Origin of the sequence: Desulfacinum infernum DSM 9756, from assembly GCF_900129305.1 — a bacterium.
Taxonomy (GTDB): Bacteria; Desulfobacterota; Syntrophobacteria; order Syntrophobacterales; family DSM-9756; genus Desulfacinum; species Desulfacinum infernum.
This window is the reverse complement of the sequence record NZ_FQVB01000012.1, coordinates 1-22601: the sequence shown is the minus strand read 5'-3', so window position 1 is coordinate 22601 and position 22601 is coordinate 1. Positions and strand designations below refer to the sequence as shown.

The following is a 22601-nucleotide window of genomic DNA, read 5'->3' as shown; positions in this document are numbered from 1 at the left end:
GGTTCTGGGTGAAGTGGGGAGGGCTTTACGGGAAGCGATGGGCGGGGAAGTGTGCAAAGCATTACATCGATATAGGCAAGACGGGTGCATAGGGTGAAAAAGATTGCACTTGCCTGGGTGCCCTCCAGCCCCGGCCTTAATCCTCTAATCCTCTAATCCTTTAATCCTTCACCCCTTTTTCTCCCCGGCCAGCTGGTAAACGAGGCGGTGGGCATCGTGGACGAGTCTTCGAAGGGGCAGGCCCTGGGGGCAGCGTTGTTCGGCGGCCAGGAGGCGATGGACGGGCGGGGTGGGAAGCGGGCCCCGGGCCAGCAGGGTTCGGGCGGCGTCCCGTGCCGCCTCCATGTCTCCGTAGTCCCTGTGGTACATGAGGCATCGCATGAGATCGGCCACGGGGCCTCCGGTAGCCTCTTCGCAAAGCGAAGCGCAGCCGGCGCAGTAGGTGTGGGCCGTGGCCCGGGCGTGGCGGCGAAGCAGGTCCCGTTCCGTTCGGGTGAGGGACACCCGGTCCAGGGCGGCCGCCGTGTTGCTCATGAGAATGGTCATGTTGGGCATCTGGGAGCAGATGCTGGCGATCCGTTCGTCTTCCCAGACGATCTTGAGTTTCGCCTGCTTGTCCGTGAATCCCCTCCGGAGCAGGCGTTCGGCCAGCTCGGCTTCCTCCCCGGATTCCATGCGAAGGGGGCCGCCTCCCTGGGTCTTCATGGCCGTGAGCCCGATGCCCGCCTTCGTGCAGGCATCCAGGGCCCGGTTCAGGTCGGGATCGTTCATGAGGCGGAAGTTGTAGGTGAACATGATGCCGTCCACCCAGCCCAGTCGGGCGGCGTCCGAAAGGCACCGGGCCATGTTAGAATGGGTGCTGAAACCGAAAAGTCGGATCTTTCCCGATGCCTTGGCCGCATCCGCCCAGCGGCGGACGTCGTCGTCCAGTTCGTCCACGCTTCGCAAGGCGTGGAGGAAGTAGAGATCGATCACGTCCGTTTGCATCCGCTCCAGGCTGCGCTCCAAAAGGCGGGTCATGCCCTTGGGATCCCTGGAATCGGACTTGGTCACGAGAAAGATTTCCTTCCGAGCGTCCGGGAATCGGCTGAAAAACCGGCCGATGCCCTCCTCACTGCGCCCGCCGCCGTAGCAGTCCGCCGTATCCCAGTAGGTCACGCCCCAGCGAACGGCCTGGCGAAGCAGGATCTGGTTGGCGCCCGTGTCGAACATGCCCCCCAGGGACAGGATGGGCACCCGGATGCCGCTCTTTCCGAACGGACGGGTGGGCACTTTCCCCTGCGGTTCCGGCGGGGCGCCAGCGGCCGTCTGCGACGTCGCCAGAGGCGCCGCGGCCGTACCCAACCCCAGGCAGGCTGCTTTCACAAAAGTCCGTCGGGTCACTCCGTCCTTTTTCATGGCCGTCTCCGTCGGTCGTCAAGCGTAAGGCGTCAGTCGTAAGGCATCAGTCGTAAGGCGTGAGTCGTAAGGCGTAAGGCGTGAACCGCGGGTGTTGCGGACTCCCCTTATCCCATACCCCCTACCCCATATCCCCTAATCCTCTAATCCTTGATCCTCACAAGGCCAGTCGTCTGTCGGGATGCCGTGTTTCGTTTTCGGCCGAAACCCGAATGGCGGGAACGCCCCGCACGGGGCATTCGTGCTGGCAGATGCCGCAGCCCACGCACCGCACCGGATCCACGACGGGCCGTTTCAACGCCCGGACCACCCGGACCGGCCCGGTCGGTCCGGGCTCCAAGGCTGCCGCCGTTACCCCGTCCAGCCGAATCCAGCCGTCTCCCCAGTCGGTGATGGGGTCTCGGCGACCGATCCCATCCACTTCCCATTGAAGGTAAACGTTTTCCGGCACGGCGGCATCCCCCGGAGGCGAAAAACCCGGAAGATCCAGTCGGTCGTCACCGCCGGCCGAAACGCCTTGAGCCATCTCAAAGATCGTCGCCCACCCGTCCCGGGTCCGGATGGCCTTGGGGCTCACGGGACAGTTCTCCTCGCAGACGATGCAGGGGCGGTCCAGGGCCCAGGGCAGGCAGCGGTTCCGATCCACGAAGGCGAGGCCGATCCGGATCGGCCCGGCACCCTCGAAAGGACCCTTGCCCTGTTTTTCTTCCAGGCTGAGGCGGCGGATGGCCGCCGTGGGGCAGATCCGGCTGCAGGCCGTGCAGTTCCACTGACATCCGCTGGAGCCGGCGCGAAAATCCAGGACGGGGGTCCAGAGCCCCTCCACCCCGGCTTCCCAGAGGGCGGGCTGGATCACGCCGGTGGGACAGATCCGGACGCATTGGCCACACTTGATGCAGCGCTTGAGAAAGTCCCTTTCCGGGAGGGATCCCGGGGGGCGCACCACCAAGGGCGGAAACCGGCGGTGGGTGAGCCCTTGGAGTCCCAGCACGGGAGCGGCGGCCAGGCCCCCCACGACCGCGGCCACCGCGGCCCTCCGGGAAAGGTCGGGCCCTGCGGCGGATTTTCCCTCTTCCCGTGCGGCCGTGTAGGTGACGGCCTCTTCCGGGCAATGAATGAGGCAGTTGGAACACAAGGTGCAAGCGCTCAGAATGGGGGCCCGGGAGGGGGCACAGGCGCCGTCGCAGACCGCTTCGCACCGGAGGCACTCGGTGCAGCGCTCGGCGATTCTCGAAAAACGCCACAGGGGCTTTCGTCCCAGCAGGCCCAGGAGCGCCCCCAACGGGCACACGTACCGGCAGTAGAAACGGGGGGTGTGCCAATTAAGGAAGACCGCGGCGGCGAAGAGGGTTCCCAGGAGCCACGCTCCGTGGGTCCAGCGGGTTCCGGCCGTTCCCGCCGGTTGTCCCAGGCCCAGGACCGGAAGGATCACCAGGTTCAGGGATCGCTGGAAGAAGGGGATGGGGTCCAAGAGGCCCGTCTGCAGGAGTCCACGGGCGGTGGGAAACCGTGCCAGGACCAGGCCCGCGGCGAGGCAGGCCGCCAACAGTCCGGCCGTCTTCACGGGATCCTCTGATGCTCTTGGACTCGGCCCGTTTCCGTGCGGCAGCGCGCCGACAAGGACCCATGCCAGGGCGGCCAGGAGAACGCCGGACTGGAGGATGGTCGTCGGCGAAGACCAACGTCCGGGGTCGGCCAGGGATCCCGCCGCCATGCCGAGGAAGACCAGCAGAAGGCCGAACTTGATCCCGTGCCTTGGGGACGGTTGGTTCCTTCGGATCTTTTCCTTGAAGGAGAGGTCTCGGTGCCGCACCCAGCCCATGGCCTGGTGGAGGGCGCCGAAGGGACAGACCCAGCCGCAGAAGAAGCGCCCGAACAGGACGGTGAAGGACAGGGTGACCAGGGCCCAGAGAAGGCCTGCAAAGAGGGTTCCGGTGGTGAGCACGGTGGCGAAGGCCGTCAGCGGATCCAGCTGCAGGAACCAGTTGACGGGCCAGCCGCGGATGTCCGTCACGCCCGCGCCCATACGGGTGACGGCACAAAACCACAAGAAGAGGACGAAAAAGAAGGCCTGACTGATTCTGCGAACGGTGACGATGCGCATATCGGTTCTCGCGTGCGGGTTGGCGTTGCGGTTTCGATCCCACTTCATGCGGCCCGAACCCGGTGCAGGCGCCACCGGTCCGGGTTTCGGGTGCCCGCCCCCGCCGCTTCCGCCAGGGCCAGGTACGGCAGGCGGTCAGGGTCCATTCCCAGCAGCGCGGCGCCCAGCACGTCGGCCGCCACCGGATCCGTGCTCACAATGAGGGTCCGCGTGTCCTTGAGGTCGGAAAGGGATCCGCCGGTGGGACCGTTGGTCACCATGGCGGTCACGCCGTCCAGCACCGCCAGGGTGGGCCGGAAGAGGGCCGCCAGTTCGCCGATGACCGTGTGGACGTCCTGGTGGAAGACGTTGCGGGGACCTCCCAGCAGGCCGTACCAGTTCTTGAGGATCATGGAGGCGCCCGCCCGGTGGTGGTGTTTGACGGGCGCCACGTTGATGACCTTGGTGGCCGGAGCGAAGGCCTTGGTGAGCATGGGCCAGCTTCTGAGGAGCCGCCCTTCGGGAAGGGATGCTTTCTGGAAGTCCCGCGGGCCCGGTACGAAGAGCTCCGCCCCGGCTTTCCGGACGGCCCCTTCGATGCCGCTCAGACGAAAGCAGCTCACCGGGTCGTTGATGGGATTGTCGGAGACCAGGATCTTTCGCGCTCCGGCCAGGCGGCATTCCCGGATGAGTCCCTCCACAAGATCCGGGTGGGTGGTGGCCCCCAGCGCGGGAGGCGATGCGAAGGCAGCGTTCACCTTGATGAAGACGCGGTCTTCGGGCCCGACGAATCGTTTCATGCCGCCCAAGGCCGCCAGGGCCGCCGCCAGGGCCGCCCCCCGGTCGGTCCCTTGGGCCACGGCCACCTGGGGCGGGTCCTCGTCCGGGGACCAATCGAAGGGGCCGATGATTTCCTTTTCCGCCGGGTCCGTGGCGCCGGGTCCGGAAAAATCCGCAAAGCTCCAGCCCAGCCCCCAGAGGGCGGCGATGCCGGCTCCGTATTTCAGGCCTTCCTTCAGGAAGCGTCGTCTTTCCATGGTGAACTCGCCCTCCTGGGAGCCTGTCCGAGAACTGATCAAACCGTCACTCCCGCGCAAGCGGGAGTCCATAAGGTTCCGGAAATCCTGGATCCCCGCTTCCGCGGGGATGACGGATGGAGACAAAACGAGGCAAAGAACCCATTTTCAGACAAGCTCCTGGGGAGAAGTCTAGCCGGGAACGCCATCCCCCCGGGGGGATCGGGGGTCCGCTGTGTAGGGGCGGTTCGCGAACCGCCCCCACATGAAACGGCTACCACCTGCAGGCATCCCCGCTCCCCGTGGTAGGGGCGAAAGATTTTTCGCCCCTACAGCCTTCCGTTTGCCGAGGGTACCCTGCAAAGGGGGCGGGTCCATGCGGCCGAGCGTCAGAAGCAGCCGACAATAAACGCGAATGGACACCAATCTTTTTTGGAAACCTTCGGCCGCTACTTTGCGGAAAGCCTTTCCTTGAGGGCGCGGGCCAGGGCCAATGCCGGATCCCGGGCTTCGGCTTCGTGCACGCCGGCCACGTAAGGCCCGTGGGAAAAGGCCACCTCGGTCCAGCCGAAGAGATCGAGCACCACGATCCCTTGGGCCGCGTCGGGGTCCGGCAGGCGCCGGGCACCGTTTTCTTCCAGGAACCGGATGTAGCCCCGGGCGGCTTCCGCTCCGTCCTTGCCCGCCTCCAGGGCCACGAAGGCGGTCATGGGGTTTCCTCCCGCATCGTAGGGCACGGCGTAGACCTTGGAAAAGCCGTCGTAGCCGAAGGCCCCGCCGATGTAGAGCACCGCCTGGTCGAGACGGGCGCCCTTTTCCGGGAAGAAGGCCAGTTCCGGTAGGGCGATCTCCCGTTCCGAGACCGATTCCCACAAACGCCGAAAGAGGCTTTCCAGGTGCCGGGTCAAGTCGGGATCTTCCGAAGCGGCCACGGCTTCCAGGTAGTAGGAGCCGGCGACGGCGTAGAAGGCGTTGGCCGTGGCGTACCCCCGGGAGATCCCCGCCAGGGGACGGGCCTTGGAACGACGTTGCTGGCTGTAGACCGCAAAGGCGCTCTCGGGATTTTCCATTTGATAGAGGAAGATTTCCGCCCACCGGTCCGGAGCGTCCTTCAGGGCGACCCGCCGGGTGGTGAGGTTCCGGAATCCCGCGGTGAGGTAAAGGTCCGCCTTTCCATTGATCTTGTCCGACAGGGTGGCGCTGTCGAAGGATTCGGGCGGGCTCAGGGGCGTGAAGGGGTCGGTGACGGTCCCATTCAGCGCGGGAGGGGCCGGCGGGGGCGAAGCCTTCGGCCGGGAACGGGGTGCGGGAACGGCGGTTCCCGACAGGAGCGGGTCCGCATGAAACTGCCTCAAGAAGACGCCGGCGGCCGTCAGGGCGATGAGGCCCAGTACGCCCAGGGCCGTGAGGCGCTCCCGCTTGCCGGGTGTTTTCGGGTGGGCACGGGGATTCATGGGCACGGCCCGGTTCAGGGTCCGCCCTGGTGCATCATGGGCGGATGTCCCACCAGGGAAAAGAAGAAGGCCAGGAGAACGGTCTGCACCAGCCAGCCGATGAGGCACACGCCCACGGCCCGCCACGTGCTCCGGTAGTCCAGGGCCTGGCGCACGGCGATGACCATGGCCCAGAGCATCCAGAGGCCGGCCGCCAGAAAGACGATGTTTCGGAGAAAGGGGAGGACTCCCAGGATGCGGATGAGGCCCGGCGCGCTGGAAAAGCCGATGGTCCGGAGAAGTTCTCCCAGATCCGCCCGGGTCTGAGGTTCCGGAAGGAGCTTGGTGCCGATGAGATAGGTGAGGGACGCCCAAACGATCCAGCCTGCAAGGGCGATGAGGGTGAGCAGCACCAGTCCTTGGAGGCCTCCCTGGCTCATGTTGCCCAGGCCGGCGGCCGCGCTGGAAAGAACCACCACGGTCAGGGCCTGGCCCGTGGCCGTCCTGTCCGCTTCCACCTCCTCGTAGAGGCTCACGTCCAATTTCGCCGCTCGAATCATCCGTTGGATCAACCCGTCCATGGCACCTCCTCCGCCCCCCATCTCCTCATCGGGCTCCGCCACCCATCACCCATCACTCGTCACCCATCACTCGTCACCCATCACTTAATGTAGCCGGCCCGTTCCAGGAAGAGAAGCACCTCCTGGGCCGCCTCGTCGGGAGTCAGTTCCGTGGTGTCGATGGTCACCTCCGGGGCTTCCGGGGGTTCGTAGGGGTCGTCGATGCCGGTGAAGCCCTTGATGAGTCCCGCGCGGGCCTTGGCGTAGAGCCCCTTGCGGTCCCGGCTTTCGCACACTTCCAGGGGGGTGGCCACATGGACTTCCACGAAGCCGCCGTAATTTTCGATGAGCTGGCGGATTTGCCGTCGGGTGGCCGCGTAGGGGGCGATGGGGGCGCAGATGGCGATTCCGCGGTTCTTGGTGATTTCACTGGCCACAAAGCCGATCCGCCGCACGTTGATGTCCCTGTGTTCCTTGGAAAAGCCCAGTTCGTTGGAGAGGTTGCGCCGCACGATGTCCCCGTCCAGGAGGGTGACGGGCCGCCCTCCCATTTCCAGAAACCGGGCGTAGAGGATCCGGGCGATGGTGGACTTTCCGGCTCCGGAAAGGCCGGTGCAGAAGATGGTGAACCCCTGCTTGTGCCGGGGGGGATAGCCCCGCTGGAGCTCTTCGATCACTTCCGGAAAGGTGAACCATTCCGGGACCCGTTTTCCTTCGCGCAGCCGTCTGTGGAAGTCGTCCAGGGCCAGCGAGCGCACGGTGGATTCGGGCGGCACCTCGCGGGCCGGCATGTAGGCGTCTTCCTCCATGACGTACACCATTTCTTCGAAGGGAATGATCCCGATGCCCAGTTCTTTCTCAAAGGCCGTGGCCAGTTCCATGGCGGCTTCCGGGGGGTAGAACGGCGTTCCGTCGGGCCTTCGGCCCGGGCTCGCGTGGTCCCGGCCCACGATGAAGTGGGTGCATCCGTAGTTCTTCCGGATGATGGCATGGAGCAGGGCCTCCCTGGGGCCCGCCATGCGCATGGCCAGGGGCAGGAGGCTCAGGAGCATCATGTTGGGCGGGTAGTAGCGGCTCACGGCCTGGTAACATCGGATACGGGTGTAGTAGTCGATGTCTCCCGGCCGGGCGCGCCGCGCCACGGGGTGGAGCAGCAGGTTGGCCTTGGCCTGATCCATGGCCCGGAGGGTCATTTCGAACTGGGCCCGGTGGAGCGGGTTTCGGGTCTGAAAACCCACGATCCGGCGCCATCCCAGCTTCCTGAAGAGCGCCCGCATTTCGTGGGGGGTGTGGCGCAGGCGCTTGAAGGCGAAGTGCAGGGGCAGTTGCACCCCTTCCAGGGTGCCTCCCACGTAATGGGTTCCCGCGTGGTGAAAGAGGGTGTCCACGCCGGGATGGGCCGTGTCCGTGGTGCCGTAGACGCATTGCGCTTCGCGGGCCTTGTCCATGGGCCAGATGTCTTCCACGTGCAAAACGGCCACCATGAACCCTTCCGCGTCCCGAAGCGCCACGGATTGACCCGGTTCCAGTCCGCGGGCGTCGGCTTCCGTCACGTCCAGGCAGACCGGCAGGGGCCAGAGGGTGCCGTCCTGGAGGCGCATGCGGTCCAGGACCGATTCGTAGTCCGCGCTGGTCATGAAGCCGCGGAGCGGTGAGAAAGCCCCGTTGAGGATGAGCTCCAGATCCGCCAGATGCCGCCCGTTCAGGGTCAGGCTGGGAATGCCCCGGCTCAGGTCCTTGAGAACCTGGGCCCTGTCTTCATCCACCACCAGATCGACGAGTGAACCGCCGTGTGCGTCCCAGCTGAAATCGGTCATGGGGTCCCTTCTCCCTTTTCTTGTGCTCAGATCAGGACGAGATGCCGGTATTCCGAATCCTTGGGGGAAGCCGTTGCGGCACGATGTGCATCCTACAATAGAGAAACGGCCGGCGGGTTGCAAGGCCGGGCGGCGGATTGGTCCATCACAGCGCGCAGCGTCTCGGCCAGTTCTCCCATGGTGGTGGGCTTGGCGAGCCAGGCGATGCCGCCTCGGCGCAGCATCTCGCGGGCCTGCCGATCCAGGGGATAACCGGTGACCACCACGATGGGAAAGGCGGGGTCCTGCGCCCGCACGGCTTCGATGAGTTCCCGTCCCCCCATGTCGGGCATGACCATGTCGGTGACCAGGGCGTCCACGCGGGCTCCACCGCTGCGGAGAACCTCCAGGGCTTCCCGTCCGTTGGCGGCGGTGAGGACCGTGTAACCCAGGGCTTCCAGGATCTCCCGGGTGATGAGAAGCACCTGGGGCTCGTCTTCCACCAAAAGAACCACTTCGCCCACCGCGCCGTGGTCTTCCACGGAATCGGCCGGTGAAGTCGTGGTTTCCTCCGACGGTCTCCTCAGGGCCGGCAGGTACACGGTAAAGAGCGTACCCTGCCCCTGGGAGCTTTCCACGGTCACATGGCCGCCGTGCTGCTTCACGATGCCGTAGACCTGGGACAGGCCGAGGCCCGTACCCTTGCCCACTTCCTTCGTGGTGAAGAAGGGCTCGAAGACGTGGGGCAGGTGCTCCTTGGCGATCCCCGTTCCCGTGTCCTGGAAAGAAATCCGGATCCAGCGGCCCGGCATCATGCCTTCCAAAGGCGCTTGTCCCGGTGCGCTCACTTCGATCCGCTCCAGGCCGACCCGGAACGTGCCGCCTTGCGGCATGGCGTCCCGGGCGTTCAGGGCCATGTTGGTCACGATCTGCTGGATCTGCGTGGGATCCGCCTCCACCATGTATTCGCTCCCGTCGTCCTGGAAGCGGATCGAAACGTTCTCTTCGATGGTGCGCTCCAGGATCTTCAGGGTTTCCTTGACGAGGGGCTTCAGGTCCAGGGGGCCTTTCCGGCTGATGGATTCGCGGCTGAAGTCGAGGATCTGCTGGATCAGGTGGGCGGCCCGCTGCCCCTGGTTCACGATGGTGTCCAGGCCATGGGCCACCTGGGGGGGGACGCCCTTCAGCTGGAGGACCTGGGCCTGCATCATGATCCCCATGAGCAGGTTGTTGAAGTCGTGGGCGATACCCGCGGCCAGCTGGCCCACGGCCGCCAGCCGATCCTGCTGGCGGATCTGGTTTTCCACGCGCCGCTCCTCGGTCACATCCTGGATGGTCAGGACATGCAGGGGCTGTTTGCGGCTGAAGAGATGGCGCACGTGGATTTCGTAAACGGCTCCCGTGGAGGAAGAGATTTCCAGCGGCAGCCTCTCGTCGCACCGGTCCAGGAGGGCCTGGAGGGCCAGGGGGCCCGTGTCGGGAAGGGCCGAATCCGCGACTCCCATGTCTTCCAGGTAGGCCAGGCCGGTCTTGTTGGACAATCGGACCGATCCCGCCCCGTCGAAAAGAACCACTCCCTGGGGAAGGTTTTCCAGAAGATCCTGCAGGCGCTCTTCCTCGGCGTGCAGGAGGGAGTAGAGCCGGTGGAGGGACTCCCCGATCTGCCGGCCCATGAGGGAGACAAAATGCCACTCCTCCCGGCTGAACGGCTGGGTGTTGCGCCTTCCCACCGCCAGATGGCCCAGCACCTGCCGGTCGGCCATGAGCGGAACGCGGCAGACGCTGTGGAGGGCGCAGATGGCTCCCTGCCGGTCCGGGTCCGCGGGGGCGGCCAGTTCCACGACGGATGTTTCCTGGCTTTCCCCAGGGTGCAGGCCGGGGAAGATCTGTTCCAGGACCTCGGATCGAAATTCCGGCGCAAGGGGCTGTGTGTTCAGCAGATAAAGACAGCGGGTTCCGTTCTTTTCCAAGCTCAGGCCCGCCACGTCCACCTGCAGCACGCGGCGAAGCATGGAAAAAACCAGGGAGGCGAAGGTTTCTTCGTCGGTCACGAAACCCATCTCCTTGGAGAAGGTGTAGAGGGTTTCCAGTTCCCGGGTGCGCTTTTGCACCTTCTTGTCCAAGGTTTCCGCCAGATTATGAAGCTCCCTGGTCCTGGCGTGCAGGTCCGCCTGGATGAGCGACCGGGTGAAAAGCTCCCCCGCCTGGGCGGCGAACACCATCTCATCCGGTTCCCACTTTCTTTCCGCGCGGCCGTCTTCCAGCATCAGGTAGCCGAAAAGGCCGCCGTCCTGGCGGATGGGTACCAGCACCAGGGTCTTGACGCCCCGGGGATGCATGTAGGCCTCCGGAAACGAACCGGGATCGGACGGGGCGGAAGCGTCCCCGACATGGAAGATCCTGGAAAGAACCCGCCCTTCCCGGCGGATCAGGTCGGGTTGGGAGGAAAGATCCAGCGGGGCCTCTTCCGCGCACGCTTCCGTTTCACCGGATCCGCAAAGACACACCAGCCGGGAACCTTCCAGGCGCCAGACGAGGGCCCTGCTGACCTCCAAGGTCTTCGCCGTGACCCTGCAGATGAATTCCTGGGCCTCCAGGATGCGCCCTTCGATCAGGGCCGGATGGGTGGACATCTCGTAGATGGCCTGCTGGAAGGCCTGGGATCTGTGGATCTGGCGGATCCGCCTTCGGCTCGTGGCCTTCTGCAAGGCCCGCATCTTGGTGTAGTAACGGACCAGATCGGCCAGTTCCTTGAAAGTGACGGCGGGCCCCGGCGATTCCCGCCCGCCTTCGCCATCCCGGGCGGCGCTGCGCATTTCCCCGATCAGGTACTCCAAGGGCTCGGCGATCCTGCGACGGACGCGCCCCAGGAGGGAGGAGCTCATGAGCGCCAGGAACAAGACGGCGACGAGGGTCACGGCCGAGATCACGACCACGGGATAGTAGAGTTCGCGGACGGGACCGTAGACCATGACCTTCCAGCGGAAGGGGGGGACTTCCGCCAGGGCCCCCTGCATCAGGACCCCCTTGTCCTCGTAAATGCTGGTGGTCTTGTCTCGGGCGTCTCGGAGCAGGGGCTTCAGGAACAGGAGGTTTGCCTGGTTGCGGCTCACCTTGGGATCCGGGTGGGCCAGGGGATTTCCCAATCGGTCCACCACGAAGGCCTTTTGCGAGGATGTCCGGTTGTTGAGAGCCGCCAGCGATTCTTCCAGCCCCTTGAGATCCAGATCCCCGGCCACGTATCCGCCCGCGGGGATCGGCCGAAGAAGCCGTACGGTCAAATGGCCGCTCCGGGGCGACAGAAAGGGCAGAGACACTTGCACCCCCCGGGTTTTATCGGAGCTGTCCCGGCCGGGAAAGGATTGGGCCTCCAGGAACGGAACATAATGGGGCGTTGAAAAGACCAATCGGCCGGCGGGATCCAGGATGTAGAGGGCCTCAAAGCCGCCGAAATCCTTCCAGGATGTTTCCACATGGGGGATGACCTGTTCCCAGGGGGACTGGGAAAGGATTTTCGACAGGCCCACGAGGCGGCGGGCGGCGGCATCCAGATAAGTGGCCGTGTCGGATGCCAGCGATTGAGCCAGGAGCCTCTGGTTTTCTTCGATCTGGTGCTTTTGAAAGACGGCCAGGCCGCCGCCGGCCACCAGCACCAGGAGGGCCGCCGGGAGAAAGAAGGCTCCGAAGAGAAGACGCCGAAAGAGCGCCCGAAGGGATGGAACGGATCGGGACGGCATGATGGGCGAATGGACCTCCTCTTACGCAAACAAAAAGCCGATCCGCGGTCTTGTCGCCGACTGGGATCAGCCTCTTGGTTCTTCCCGAATCCCTACGGGGATCCGGGCGGACAAAAAAGTCTACCGCAACACTATAGTTCGGTCGATGGGGCTTCGGACTTGAACGTTTTTTGGGCTTTCCTGAATTGGGCCCGGGCCGTCTGGGCCAGCCGCTTGAGATCCTGGAGGTCTTCCAGGGTGAAGTCCGGGCGGCGGCAGGCGAAAAAGGTGTTGTTGTGAGTCAGGGGTTCCGTTTCGATGGGGAAAGGGCTTTGCCGGACCGCCTGGTTCCAGGCCGCCGTTCCGGGAATGGGGGAATACTCGGCCAGGTAGGGCAGAGCTCCCGCCCGGCGCACCGTCTCGACGGCTTCGGCCACCTCCTCCACCGTCTGATCCGGCAGACCACACAGAAGGTAGGCTCCGATCTGTTCACTTGCAAAGCCCGCCTGCAGGAGATTTTCCACCGCCAGCTGGAACATCTCCACTTCCAGCTTGCCTCCCCAGGCCTTCTGCTTGTCCGGCCGGGTGGTTTCCAGGCCCAGCCGCAGGGTGGTGAAGCCGCTCTCGTACAGGAAGCGGCAGAGGTCCGGGTCGGTGAGAGCGCGGATGTGCAGGGCGTTGGGGGTGTGGAAGCGGAAGGTGCGGCCTTCCCCTCGGAGCCGCTCCAGCGCCGGGCGGAGTCCCGGGTTTCCCAGCAGCAGCGCGTCGTCGTAGAAGGCGAAGTCCCGGACGCCGGTTCGCTCATGAACCTGCAGGATCTGGCCTGCCACGGTCTCGGCCGGAAACGCAATCCGTTGGGGTTGGAGGCGCGACGAGGCGCAGTAGGGGCAACGGTAGGGACAGCCGAGGCTTGCGATCACCGGTCCGTAGGTAAGCCGGGGGAGCAGGTCCAGGGCGGGAAGAGGAAAGTGCGCCGGGGAATCCCACCGGTGACGGTTGGATAGGCGGAAGTTGAGCACGGTTTCCGCCCGGGCGAGGGTCTCGGCCAAGGGTTCCGTGCACACACGATCGGCCCCGCTGGTCCTTCGGGCATGTTCCGGGCACAATCGGGCGTAGATGCCCCCAAGCCACACGGGACTTTTCGGGAAGACGTCGTTCAAATGGGCGATGGTTTCCGCCACCCCCGGGTACCAGTAGGTCATGGCACTGGTGACGCAGATGAGATCGGGGCGGGGAAGGGGCTGGAGCTTCTTTCGGAAGCTTTCCGGATGGATCCCGTAGCGGTAGAAGGTGCGCGAAAGCCCCTGGAGGGGTTCCGGCGTGGGGATGGGCATCTTGGGATATTTCCCGGTTCCGTACTTCCGGTCGCCGCCGGGCAGCACGTCGGGACGCTCCTCCGTTTCCGGGTCGTGCCGGTCCAGGCAGTCCACCAGGGCCACCCGGCAGCCGCCTTCCCGAAAGAGGGCGGCCAGGAAGAGAAGCCCCAGGGGCTTGGCCCACAGATCGTAGGCGGCAAAGTCCGTGATCCAAGGATTGACGAAGAGCACGAAGGGCGGTTCAAAACGGCGCGACATGAAGGGGGTGATCCTCCTCTCCAGGATCCTGTCCGGAAACGTTCCGGATGACCGCTTTTCCCGTAGCGCAGCCCTTCAGGGCTGCGGAGAATCCCCGGTCATCGCATGGGCCATCGCATACGGCCTGTGACTTCAAGAGGTTACGACGGCCTTTTCCGCGGGGCTGAAGCCCCGCGGCTACGATGAGAGAGGGGTTCCCGGCCTTCCAAGCCGGAAAAACATTCTCGGAGAGCCTCTCAGGAGGCTGTCCGAGAACGCCGCAAACCGTCACTCCCGCGCAAGGGGGAGTCCATAGGTTCCCGGAAATCCTGGATCCCCGCTTCCGCGGGGATGACGGATGGACGTTGGAAGGGGCAAATGAGCCATTTTCAGATAAGCTCCCAGGAGCTTGCCAACGGTCTGTAGGGGCGAATGATCATTCGCCCCTACAGCCCACTGTTCCCTAACGATCATGGTCTCCCTTGCGCCACCCCGCACGGATGAAAGAACCTGCAGCGGGCCGTCGTCCGTCCTGTGGAACCTTTCTTCTCTCTGTGGGAGCGCCGCAAGGGGCGATGAGCCGGGAGCGGCCCCCCGCCATGGAACGGCCGGCCACCCCTTTCGCGGCTTTCGCCGCTCCCACAAATAATGCTGCACCTGTCCGGCGTTGATTCGAGCTGTCGATGTTCCTGCAAGGGACCGAAAACACTGGTCTTTCATCTTCACGATTTTGGCCGTCCCTTCTCCGGTCCCTATCCTGCTGACTCCCATTGGCTGGGGTTCATTCGCCCCGACGGGCTGGGCTACGATGTCAGCGGGCCCACGGCGCTTGGCAGCGCCTTTGCCGCCCCCTCGCACCGTAGCCGTTGGAAATTTTCCGGCAAAAGGAATTGCCAACCGAACCGTCGCTTCTATATCCTGACCGGCGATTCAGGTCAAAGCGGGCGCGGATGGAAGGAGGAAAAATGCGGGCGGTGGTGCAACGGGTCTCCCGGGCATCGGTGGAAGTGGACGGAGAAACCGTGGGGGCGATCCATGGGGGGCTTCTGGTGCTGGTGGGCGTGGGACGGGAAGACACCCATCAGGACGCCCTCTATCTGGCCGACAAGATTGTGAACCTTCGCATCTTTCCGGATGATGAGGGGAAACTCAACCGGTCCGTGCTGGATATCAGCGGCGGCGTTCTGGCCGTCTCCCAGTTCACCCTCTGGGGCGACTGCCGCAAGGGTCGGCGCCCGTCCTTCGTGGAGGCCGCACCTCCCGATCGGGCCCGGGAGCTGTTCGAAGCCTTCGTGGCGCGCCTGCGGACCCATCCCATCCCGGTGGCCACGGGCCGCTTCCAGGAAACCATGGCCGTGCACCTCACCAACGACGGCCCGGTGACCCTTCTTGTGGACAGCGCCAAGAGGTTCTGACGAACGGGAGAAAACCATGAACGCCGAAACCTTCGAGATTCCCCCCGAAGACGTGGGTATCCACGTGGATGCGGAAGGCGACTGGTACTACGGAAATCGGCTCATCTTTCGCAAAGAGATCCTGCAGACCTTCTACGAGCATCTGGGCCGCGGAGACGACGGCGGCTATTTCCTGGAGTGGCAGGGGAAGCTCCATCCGATCCGGGTGGACGATACGCCGTTTGTGATCACCCGCGTGGACATGGTGAACGATGACGCGGGAACCCAACGGATCCGCCTCACCCTGAAACACCTGGATGAGCCGGAATGGCTGGATCCGGAGACGGTGTGGGTCGGCCGGGACAACGTGCTCTACTGCCGGGTTCGGGACGGGGCCTTCCCGGCCCGGTTTTCCCGGCCCGCCTATTATCAGATCGCCCAGTGGATCGAGCCGGACGAGGCGGGCGAGGGGTTTTCCCTGCGCGTGGGGGATCGGACCTACCCCGTCCCCATGAAGGGTCCCGCCTGACGATCATGGCGAGGCCCGCCACCACGCACGGATGAAGGATTCTCGTCAACGGAAAAGAATCATTTGCGTCTATTCGCGTTCATTCGCGGTTTTGTTTCGCGTTAAGCCCCCATCACGGACGGCCCGTGACAACGAAGGATGAATCGCATCTTTGGTAAGCAGGCCCCTGTAGGGGCGAATGATTATTCGCCCCTACAGGCCGTGCGCACGAGCGGAACGAGGCCGCGTTTCATACAAAACGTAAATCCCGGCGGGTGCGGCGCCCCGAGCCGCCGCCCCACCGAAAGAAATGGCCTGGTGATGCTGCGAGTTCTCACCGTTTCCGATGTGATCGACCCGGACCTTTATCCCGTGGTGGATACGGACCGGTTCGGCCGGGTGGATCTCATCTTTTCCTGCGGGGATCTGCCGCCGGAGTATTTGTTGCACCTTTCCCGATCCTTCGGCATCCCGGTCCACTACGTGCGCGGCAACCACGACATCCGCCCCAAGGCCATGCTCCAGCCCGGCCTGGTGGACCTGCACGAACGGATCCGGGTCGTGGAGGGGCTCCGCGTTCTGGGCCTCGAGGGGTCCATGTGGTACAACGGGGGTCCGGTGCAGTACACGGAAAAGCAGATGCAGCGCATTGTGCGCGGGCTCCGGGCGAGCCTGTGGTGGCACGGCGGGGTGGACGTGGTGATCACCCATGCGCCGCCCCGGGGCGTGGGCGACGAAGAGGACCTGTGCCACCGGGGCTTCGAGTGCTTCCTGGGGCTGATCCAACGGTACCAGCCGGCCTATTTCATCCACGGACACATCCATCGTCTCTTTGCCGATCCGTCCGAGCGCATCACCGTCCTGGGACGGACCATCGTAGTCAACACTTTCGGATCCCACCTGATGGAAATCGACCATGACATCCTGGCTCCGCAAACTGACCTTCTGGAAAAGAAAGGTGTCGGGCGACTCTGGCACCGTCTCCTTCGAAGACCTTCAGCGCGCCGACGAGGCCTTTGAATGCCGGGACCGGGGGCTCCGGACCGTCCCCCTTTCCAGGATCGTCGGGAGCGTGGGGCGCTACCAGGACTTCGACGACAAGTTCCGGCTGAAAAACCAGGCTCCTTCCGAACGGCTCGAGGCGATCAAAAACGCCATGCGTCGCGGCAAGGTGCTCCCGCCCGTGCGCCTCTGGCAGATCCGGGACGCCTACTACGTGGAGGACGGCAACCATCGGGTGGCGGCGGCCAAGGCGCTGGGGCACGACGAGATCCTGGCCCATATCGTGGAGTTCGTCCCTTCCGGAGACGACCTGGAAGATGTGCTCTACCGCCAGCGGGCCGACTTCCTGGACGCCACCCGGCTCCATGCCGACATCACCCTGTCCGAGCCCGGTCAGTACGAACATCTGCTGGAACAGATACGCCGCCATCAGGCCTTCCTGAAACAGTCCCGCAGCGCCCCCGTTTCCTTCCAGGAAGCCGCCGCCGACTGGTACCAGTACATCTATCGGCCCTTGTGCGCCATCATCAAGAAGGAACGGCTGGTGGACCAGTTCCCCGGAAGGACCGTGGCGGACCTCTATGCCTACATCTCCGTGCGGCTGTGGGAAAAGGGGGAGCGGCGCCACTACGGCATCGGCATCAACGAAATCCTGCCGGACGACATGGAGGCGTTTCGAGAGAAGATGGCGGAAGGCGACGGCATTCGGTATCCGGAAATGCAGCGCACCATCACGGCCTTCGTGCTCATGAGCGTGCAGGCCAAAAAGGAGCACAAGATCGTGGAGCGGCTCTACGAGCTGGAGCCGGTGCGCGAGATCCACAGCGTCCACGGCGACGTGGACCTCCTGGTCAAAATTCAACTCACCCGGGATCTTCTGAGCTCCGACGCGGAGGTCATCTCCGACTTCGTGCACGAGAACATCCGTCAGCTTCCCGGCGTGCACTTCACCAAGACCCTCATCCCCGGCATGTCCAGGATCAAGGACTGAGGGAGATCCCCGGAAGCAGGCATGCCTCTTCGGCAGGCTGGTGGGAGGCATGCCGTGGGTGCGATGCGCACGGGCGGTAGGGGCGAATCATCGTTCGCCCCTGGTTTTCCTGCTTCGGGAAGACGGGTTTCGGCGTCATGGCCGCGGCCTGTGGTGACGGTGGCTGATCCCCTGAGGGAGCGGCCTCGGCTGTGATCGGACGTCCTCATCCGATCCGGAAGAAGGCCTCGTCGAATCCTTCCACTCCCGCGTATTTTTTCAGGAACCGGCCGGGAAAGAGGGCCCAGGCTTCCAGGATGGACGCATCCACGGGGATGCCCGCTTCCCGGAAGGCCTCGGCGATCCGCGTCGGCCTGGGCGGACAGCCCGGCACCGGGATGGCATGGGCGATGCGCGGATCGTCCTTGTGCGCCCGGCTCATGCACTTTCCCAGAAGGATGGTGTGTTTCTTGCCCGGGGTGGGCTCCATGGCCTTTCCCGTGAGCACCTCCACGTCGTCCCAGGGGGACCCCGACCAGGCGCGGGCCACGGCCGTGAGGATCAGGCCGTTCAGCATGGAACAATAGGTGCACAGGGTGTCGTCGTACTTACGGTAGCTCAGGCCCCGGATGCCCATCTTTTCCATGACGGCGGGAAGCGAGCCGTCTTGGGTGTAGGGAAAGGTGTGGGCGTGGGGGCGGGCCAGGTTTTCGAGGTCCTCCCCCACGAGGCGGATGTCCGAAAGATCCAGGGGCCGGCCGGCGGCCCGGGCGGCGTGCACCAGGTGCGGGACCTGGTCGGGGCGGTAGCCCAAGAGGCGGGCTCCCACCAGGTCCGCCGAAAGCAGGTCGCGGGACGCCGCCAGCACGTTCATCCGGTGGAGCGTCCCGTCGAAGGCCGGGCCCCTTTCGTTGCTGAAGATCCCGTCGATCACGGTGAAGACGGGCGGAAGCCCGGACGGCAGGGCCGCCACCATGCGGTGCAGGTCCCAGCGGGGATCGGGGCTGTGGCATCGCTTCCGGGACGCCATGTCGATGAGTCCCTTCAGGTTCTTGATGCCCAGGCTCACCACCGTCTGGGCGTGGGTCTTCAGGACGGGAAGATCCACGATGAGGTCGGATTCCAGGGCGTCCCGGTTGAACTTGAGCGAGATTCCGTCGGCCACGGGCACTTCCCGGAAGGGCCGCTGGAAGACGTCCACCACCCGGACTCCGTACCGTTCGGCCAGGGTGAAGTAGCCGAGGGCCGAAAAGGCCGCCTCCGCCAGCCCCTTCTCCCGGGGGTCCACCGTCACCAGGCCTTCCCCGATGGTGATCTGTCCCGCTCCCGCGTCGCGGAGCGCCCGCACCACGTCCTCCACCACCCGGCTCGTGGTGATCACGCCCCACTTGGGAAAGTCGGTCGCCCGGGTCCAGGTGACCACGTTGGGCTTGATGAAGACCCGGGTGTCCGGCCCCAGGGTCGGAAAGCCTCCGGCCGCTTCGATGACCGCCGCCACGGACTCCACCGGCTTTTCATAGGTTCGTAGAGCCACCGTGAAAGAGGGTGTCGTGCTCATCCGTTTTTCCTCGCCTGGTCGATCTCCCGGTACATCTCCTCGATGAGGTGGCCGTAGCGCTCCAGGATGACCTTTCGCTTGAGCTTCAGCGTGGGGGTCATCTCGCCGTCTTCCAGGGAAAACTCCTTGGCGATGAGGGCAAACCGGACGATCTTTTCATGGGGGGCGAGATCCCGGGTGAGGTCGTCGATCTTTTGCCGGAAAAACCCCGTCACGGTGGGGTGTTGCACCAGTTCCTCCCGGGAAAGTCCCTGGAGGCCCTTTTCCGCGAGGAACCCTTCCAGGTTTTCGAAGCTGGGGACAATGAGCGCCGTCACGCATTTGCGGCCTTCGCCCACCACGGCGATCTGCTCCACGGCCGGGTCGGCCCCCACCAGGGTTTCGATCATCTGGGGCGCGATGTATTTTCCGCCCGAGGTCTTGAAAAGGTCCTTGATGCGGTCGGTGATCAGGAGCTCCCCGTAGGCGTCGAAGGCCCCCGCATCCCCGGTGCGGAAGAAGCCGTCGTCGGTGAAGACGGCGGCCGTCTCCCCGGGCTTGTTGTAGTAACCCTTCATCACGTTGGGGCCTCGGACGAGGATCTCCTGGGTGCGCGGATCGATCCGCACTTCCACGCCCGGCAGCGGCTTTCCCACCGTGCCGAAGGAAAAGCCTTGGGGTTCGTGGCAGGTGACGGTGGCCGTGGTTTCCGTCAGGCCGTAGCCGCACACGATGGGCACGCCCACGCCGCAGAAGAACCGCTCGATTTCCGCCGAAAGGGGCGCTCCGGCGCAGGGCATGAACCGGATCCGGCCCCCGAAAAGCCCCTTAAGCTTGGAAAGGACCATGGCATCGGCCACCCGATGCCGCAGGCCCAGGCCCATGGGGACGCCCAGGCCGTCCTTGCGGCGCCGGAAGACCTCGTCTCCCATGGCGAGAGCCCATTGGAAGAGGCGCCGGCGGGTCCCCGGAGCCGACTGCACCTTCTCCCGGATGGCCCCGTAGATCTTTTCCAGCAGCCGGGGGACCGTGCACATGACCGTGGGGCGCACCTGCTGCATGGCGTCCAGCACCTGCTTGGGATCGTCCAGGTAGGCGTTGGTCATGCCCCGGTGGAAGACGTAGTAGGTCCAGGTGCGTTCGAAGACGTGGGAAAGCGGAAGGAAGCACAGAGACAGGTCCGACTCGTCGCATGGGAGGATCCGCCCGTCGTGGGAGGTCATCTGGAAGAGCACGTTGGACTGGGTGAGCATGACCCCCTTGGGTTCCCCGGTGGTCCCGGACGTGTAGATGAGGGTGAGAAGATCGTCCGGGTTGGCTTCTTCCAGGCGCCGGGACACCTGGTCGTCGTGGGACGCCTGGCCCAGGGCCAGAAAGGCGTCGAAGGTCAGGACCTTTTCCGAAGCCGCATCGGCGGCCGAATCGTCCAGACTCACCACGGCCTGGACGTGGGGAAGATCGCCCACCACTTCCAGGGCGCGGGAAAGCTGGTCGCCGGAACCCACGAAGACCACCTTGGCCTCCGAATCCTTCAGGATGTAGGCGGCCTGCTGGGCCGTGTTGGTGGGGTAGATGGGAACGGAGACCGCTCGAACCAGCTGGCAGCCCACGTCCGCCACCGTCCAGCGGGGCTGGTTGTGGCTCCAGACGGCCACCCGGTCCTGGGCTTCCACGCCCAGGGCGATGAGGGCTCGGGCCGTTCGGCGGACGGCATCGTAGAAGGCCGTCCAGGTCATCTCCCGCCATTGGCCGTTGTCTCGGTACAGAAGGGCCCTCTTGTCGCCGCTCTTTTCCGCTCGCTGGATGAAAAGGTGGGAATAGGCTTTCATGGCTGTGCTGCGTCTCCTTTGAAGGGTTGGGGGGTGTCCTGGGTCAAAAGGTCTCCATGGGACGATTCTTTTTCATGGTGCGTTCCCGGCGGGCGGTCCTGAAGGCCGCCCCGACCGGATCCACATCCCGGGTGGGGGCGGGGTTTGTCCCCGCCCGCTGAAATCGCGCAGATAAAAGAACCCGGCGGTCCATCGCTCCGTTGGGGGAAGGCAGAAGGATCCCTCGGGGCGAACTCCCGGCCGTGCCACGGGGGAAGGTGGATTGCACACAAACCAATTTAGGGGAAAGTGCTCCGGGGCGCAAGGCAAAGAAGAGCGGCTGTGCATCAGGGTTCCAGGCGCCACTCCCGGTAGAAGGTGCGGGGGTGGAGTTCCCCGTAGGGGGCGTTCACTTCCAGGGCCAGGTGGCGGCGGATGTCCAGGCACAGGTCGCACTTGTTGAGAAAATCCCGGGCGGGCCGGTAGTCGTACCGTTCCGAAGCCAGCCGGAAAAGTCCCCGGATGCCTTCGCGGAAAAGGAGGGAAAGAAGCGGGTATTTGTCTTGATCCAGGGGGCGGCCCAGGTCGCGAAGGTCCACGGCCAGGCCGCTGCAAAGGCCGGGGATGTAGCGGCCGTAAAGGTCCACATGGAAGTGGCTGGTGTCGGCCGGTTCCGGACAGGGCCAATCGTTGGCGGCCAGGACGTCCCGGGCGGGCTTTCTTCCGAAGACCTCCCCGAAAAAGAGGGCCGCCCGTCCGCCGTAGTGGATCCAATACCGGCGGGGGATCCGGCGCAGGTAGTCCTGGCCGAAGGCTTCCGTAAACGCTTGCAGGTCGTGGGGTTTTTCGACGCCCAGGGCTTCCAGGTCGGGCCGGAAGCCGTCCACCCAGGGAAAGATCCGGATGCCCGTCTCCCGGCAGGCCTCCATGAGGTTTCGGACCCTTTGGAAGGGGATGAATTCGTTGTGAAACGGACTGATGGAGATGAGCAGGGTCCGGAGCCCCGCCCTTCGGCATTGCTCAAGAAGGGCCGTCCCTTTTCGATCGTACACGAACCATGACCCGTTGGTTTCCACGTAGTCCACGGCCATGCCCGTTTCCCGGGCCGTCTCCAGGACGGCCAGCAGTCCTTCCGGGTTCAGGAAGGGCTCGCCCCCTCCGATGTGGACCGAGGCGCACCCCAGTCGGAGGATGGTTTCCATGGCCCTTCGGGCCGTCTCCCGGTCCATGAAGTCCTTGGGCCACCGGGGGCCGGAGCAGTAGAGGCAATGGCGGCACCGGGACGTGCAGTGGTAGTTGGTGATGAGGCCTCCGGACTGGAGGGAACGGATGGTGAGGTTTCGGGAAAAGAGGGGCACGGGAGCCTCCGGGAGTCAAAGTCTGCGAGGCTGACAAAACCGCGAATGAACGAGGATGAACGCCAATAGGCGTTGCCCTGTAGGAGCGGTCTTGGTCGTGATCCGATCCGCCAGGTCCTAGGAGGCTGTCCGAGAACGCTGCTTTTATCAAACAACTTCATAGTTGTGAGAAGGCGATATGGGCGGAAATGCTATGATAGCCTGTCGAGCACCTCTTCAGGGAGCGTTGGAGGCATCTGCGGAGCCCCAAAAACAGTCGAAGCGGGCTCGAACCGCCTCCTCAGGCGGCCAGCTGCATCATTCGCCTTTCCCTAAGATCTACGATGCCGCCCAGAATAGCCCTTGCAACCTTCGAAATGTTGTGAGCAGCGCACATCAGGGCAAACTCGCCCTTCACCTTTTCAAGTCCTCTCAAAAGGAACCCTCGGAACCCAAGATTCTTCATGTGCCCAAAGACGGGTTCCACAAT

At 64.6% G+C, this 22601-nt stretch carries 16 protein-coding genes; 4 read left to right on the top strand and 12 right to left on the bottom strand.

All coding sequences use genetic code 11. The features are described from left to right. Nucleotides 1–168 precede the first annotated feature (168 nt). The 8 genes from BUB04_RS07160 to BUB04_RS07125 form a co-directional block, all read right to left on the bottom strand. A complete protein-coding gene (locus BUB04_RS07160) occupies nucleotides 169–1398 on the bottom strand; it encodes an aldo/keto reductase (RefSeq protein WP_073038313.1) in 1230 nt (409 codons plus the stop codon). Between the two features lie 157 nt (nucleotides 1399–1555). Then, nucleotides 1556–3550 carry a 4Fe-4S dicluster domain-containing protein gene (locus BUB04_RS07155; protein WP_245795148.1) on the bottom strand — a complete coding sequence of 665 codons (1995 nt, stop codon included), beginning with the start codon at nucleotides 3548–3550 and terminating at the stop codon, nucleotides 1556–1558. Continuing rightward, nucleotides 3547–4518 carry a DUF362 domain-containing protein gene (locus tag BUB04_RS07150; protein ID WP_073038401.1) on the bottom strand — a complete coding sequence of 324 codons (972 nt, stop codon included), beginning with the start codon at nucleotides 4516–4518 and terminating at the stop codon, nucleotides 3547–3549. Before BUB04_RS07150 ends, BUB04_RS07155 begins: the two co-directional genes overlap by 4 nt. A 428-nt stretch (nucleotides 4519–4946) precedes the next feature. Next, the gene (locus BUB04_RS07145) at nucleotides 4947–5951 is read right to left on the bottom strand and encodes a DUF6599 family protein (RefSeq protein ID WP_073038311.1); all 1005 of its coding nucleotides are present in this window, start codon (nucleotides 5949–5951) and stop codon (nucleotides 4947–4949) included. 14 nt (nucleotides 5952–5965) lie between these two features. Then, entirely contained in the window at nucleotides 5966–6511 is a 546-nt protein-coding gene (locus tag BUB04_RS07140; RefSeq protein WP_073038310.1) for a YIP1 family protein, read from the bottom strand. Nucleotides 6512–6591: 80 nt separating this feature from the next. Then, complete coding sequence (locus tag BUB04_RS07135) at nucleotides 6592–8307, bottom strand: bifunctional sulfate adenylyltransferase/adenylylsulfate kinase (protein WP_073038309.1); 1716 nt, start codon at nucleotides 8305–8307, stop codon at nucleotides 6592–6594. Nucleotides 8308–8399: 92 nt separating this feature from the next. Further along, nucleotides 8400–12023 carry an ATP-binding protein gene (locus BUB04_RS07130; protein ID WP_073038308.1) on the bottom strand — a complete coding sequence of 1208 codons (3624 nt, stop codon included), beginning with the start codon at nucleotides 12021–12023 and terminating at the stop codon, nucleotides 8400–8402. A 131-nt stretch (nucleotides 12024–12154) separates the two neighbouring features. Further along, nucleotides 12155–13576 carry a B12-binding domain-containing radical SAM protein gene (locus BUB04_RS07125; RefSeq protein ID WP_073038307.1) on the bottom strand — a complete coding sequence of 474 codons (1422 nt, stop codon included), beginning with the start codon at nucleotides 13574–13576 and terminating at the stop codon, nucleotides 12155–12157. A 944-nt stretch (nucleotides 13577–14520) separates the two neighbouring features. On the opposite strand from BUB04_RS07125, the gene dtd reads away from it, so the two are divergent. The 4 genes from dtd (at nucleotide 14521) to BUB04_RS07105 (ending at nucleotide 17450) form a co-directional block, all read left to right on the top strand. Next, nucleotides 14521–14970 carry a D-aminoacyl-tRNA deacylase gene (dtd, locus tag BUB04_RS07120; RefSeq protein ID WP_073038306.1) on the top strand — a complete coding sequence of 150 codons (450 nt, stop codon included), beginning with the start codon at nucleotides 14521–14523 and terminating at the stop codon, nucleotides 14968–14970. Nucleotides 14971–14986: 16 nt separating this feature from the next. Beyond that, nucleotides 14987–15478, top strand: coding sequence for a DUF1285 domain-containing protein (locus tag BUB04_RS07115; RefSeq protein ID WP_073038305.1), 492 nt, complete (start codon nucleotides 14987–14989; stop codon nucleotides 15476–15478). 300 nt (nucleotides 15479–15778) lie between these two features. Continuing rightward, nucleotides 15779–16477, top strand: a complete 699-nt coding sequence (locus BUB04_RS07110; protein ID WP_073038304.1) for a metallophosphoesterase family protein — start codon at nucleotides 15779–15781, stop codon at nucleotides 16475–16477. After that, nucleotides 16374–17450, top strand: a complete 1077-nt coding sequence (locus tag BUB04_RS07105; protein ID WP_084076277.1) for an Lrp/AsnC ligand binding domain-containing protein — start codon at nucleotides 16374–16376, stop codon at nucleotides 17448–17450. Before BUB04_RS07110 ends, BUB04_RS07105 begins: the two co-directional genes overlap by 104 nt. Before the next feature lie 205 nt (nucleotides 17451–17655). Here BUB04_RS07105 and BUB04_RS07100 read toward each other — a convergent pair whose 3' ends face one another. The 4 genes from BUB04_RS07100 to BUB04_RS07085 all read right to left on the bottom strand — a co-directional run. Then, nucleotides 17656–18987: a DUF362 domain-containing protein gene (locus tag BUB04_RS07100; protein ID WP_073038302.1), complete on the bottom strand. Its 1332-nt coding sequence runs from the start codon at nucleotides 18985–18987 to the stop codon at nucleotides 17656–17658. Then, on the bottom strand, nucleotides 18984–20795 hold the full coding sequence (locus BUB04_RS07095; RefSeq protein WP_073038301.1) for an AMP-dependent synthetase/ligase: 1812 nt from the start codon (nucleotides 20793–20795) through the stop codon (nucleotides 18984–18986). Before BUB04_RS07095 ends, BUB04_RS07100 begins: the two co-directional genes overlap by 4 nt. A gap of 326 nt (nucleotides 20796–21121) precedes the next feature. Then, complete coding sequence (locus tag BUB04_RS07090) at nucleotides 21122–22132, bottom strand: radical SAM protein (protein ID WP_073038300.1); 1011 nt, start codon at nucleotides 22130–22132, stop codon at nucleotides 21122–21124. A gap of 280 nt (nucleotides 22133–22412) precedes the next feature. Beyond that, nucleotides 22413–22601, bottom strand: a 189-nt coding sequence (locus tag BUB04_RS07085) for a transposase (protein ID WP_178371931.1), incomplete at its 5' end; no start/stop codon positions are given.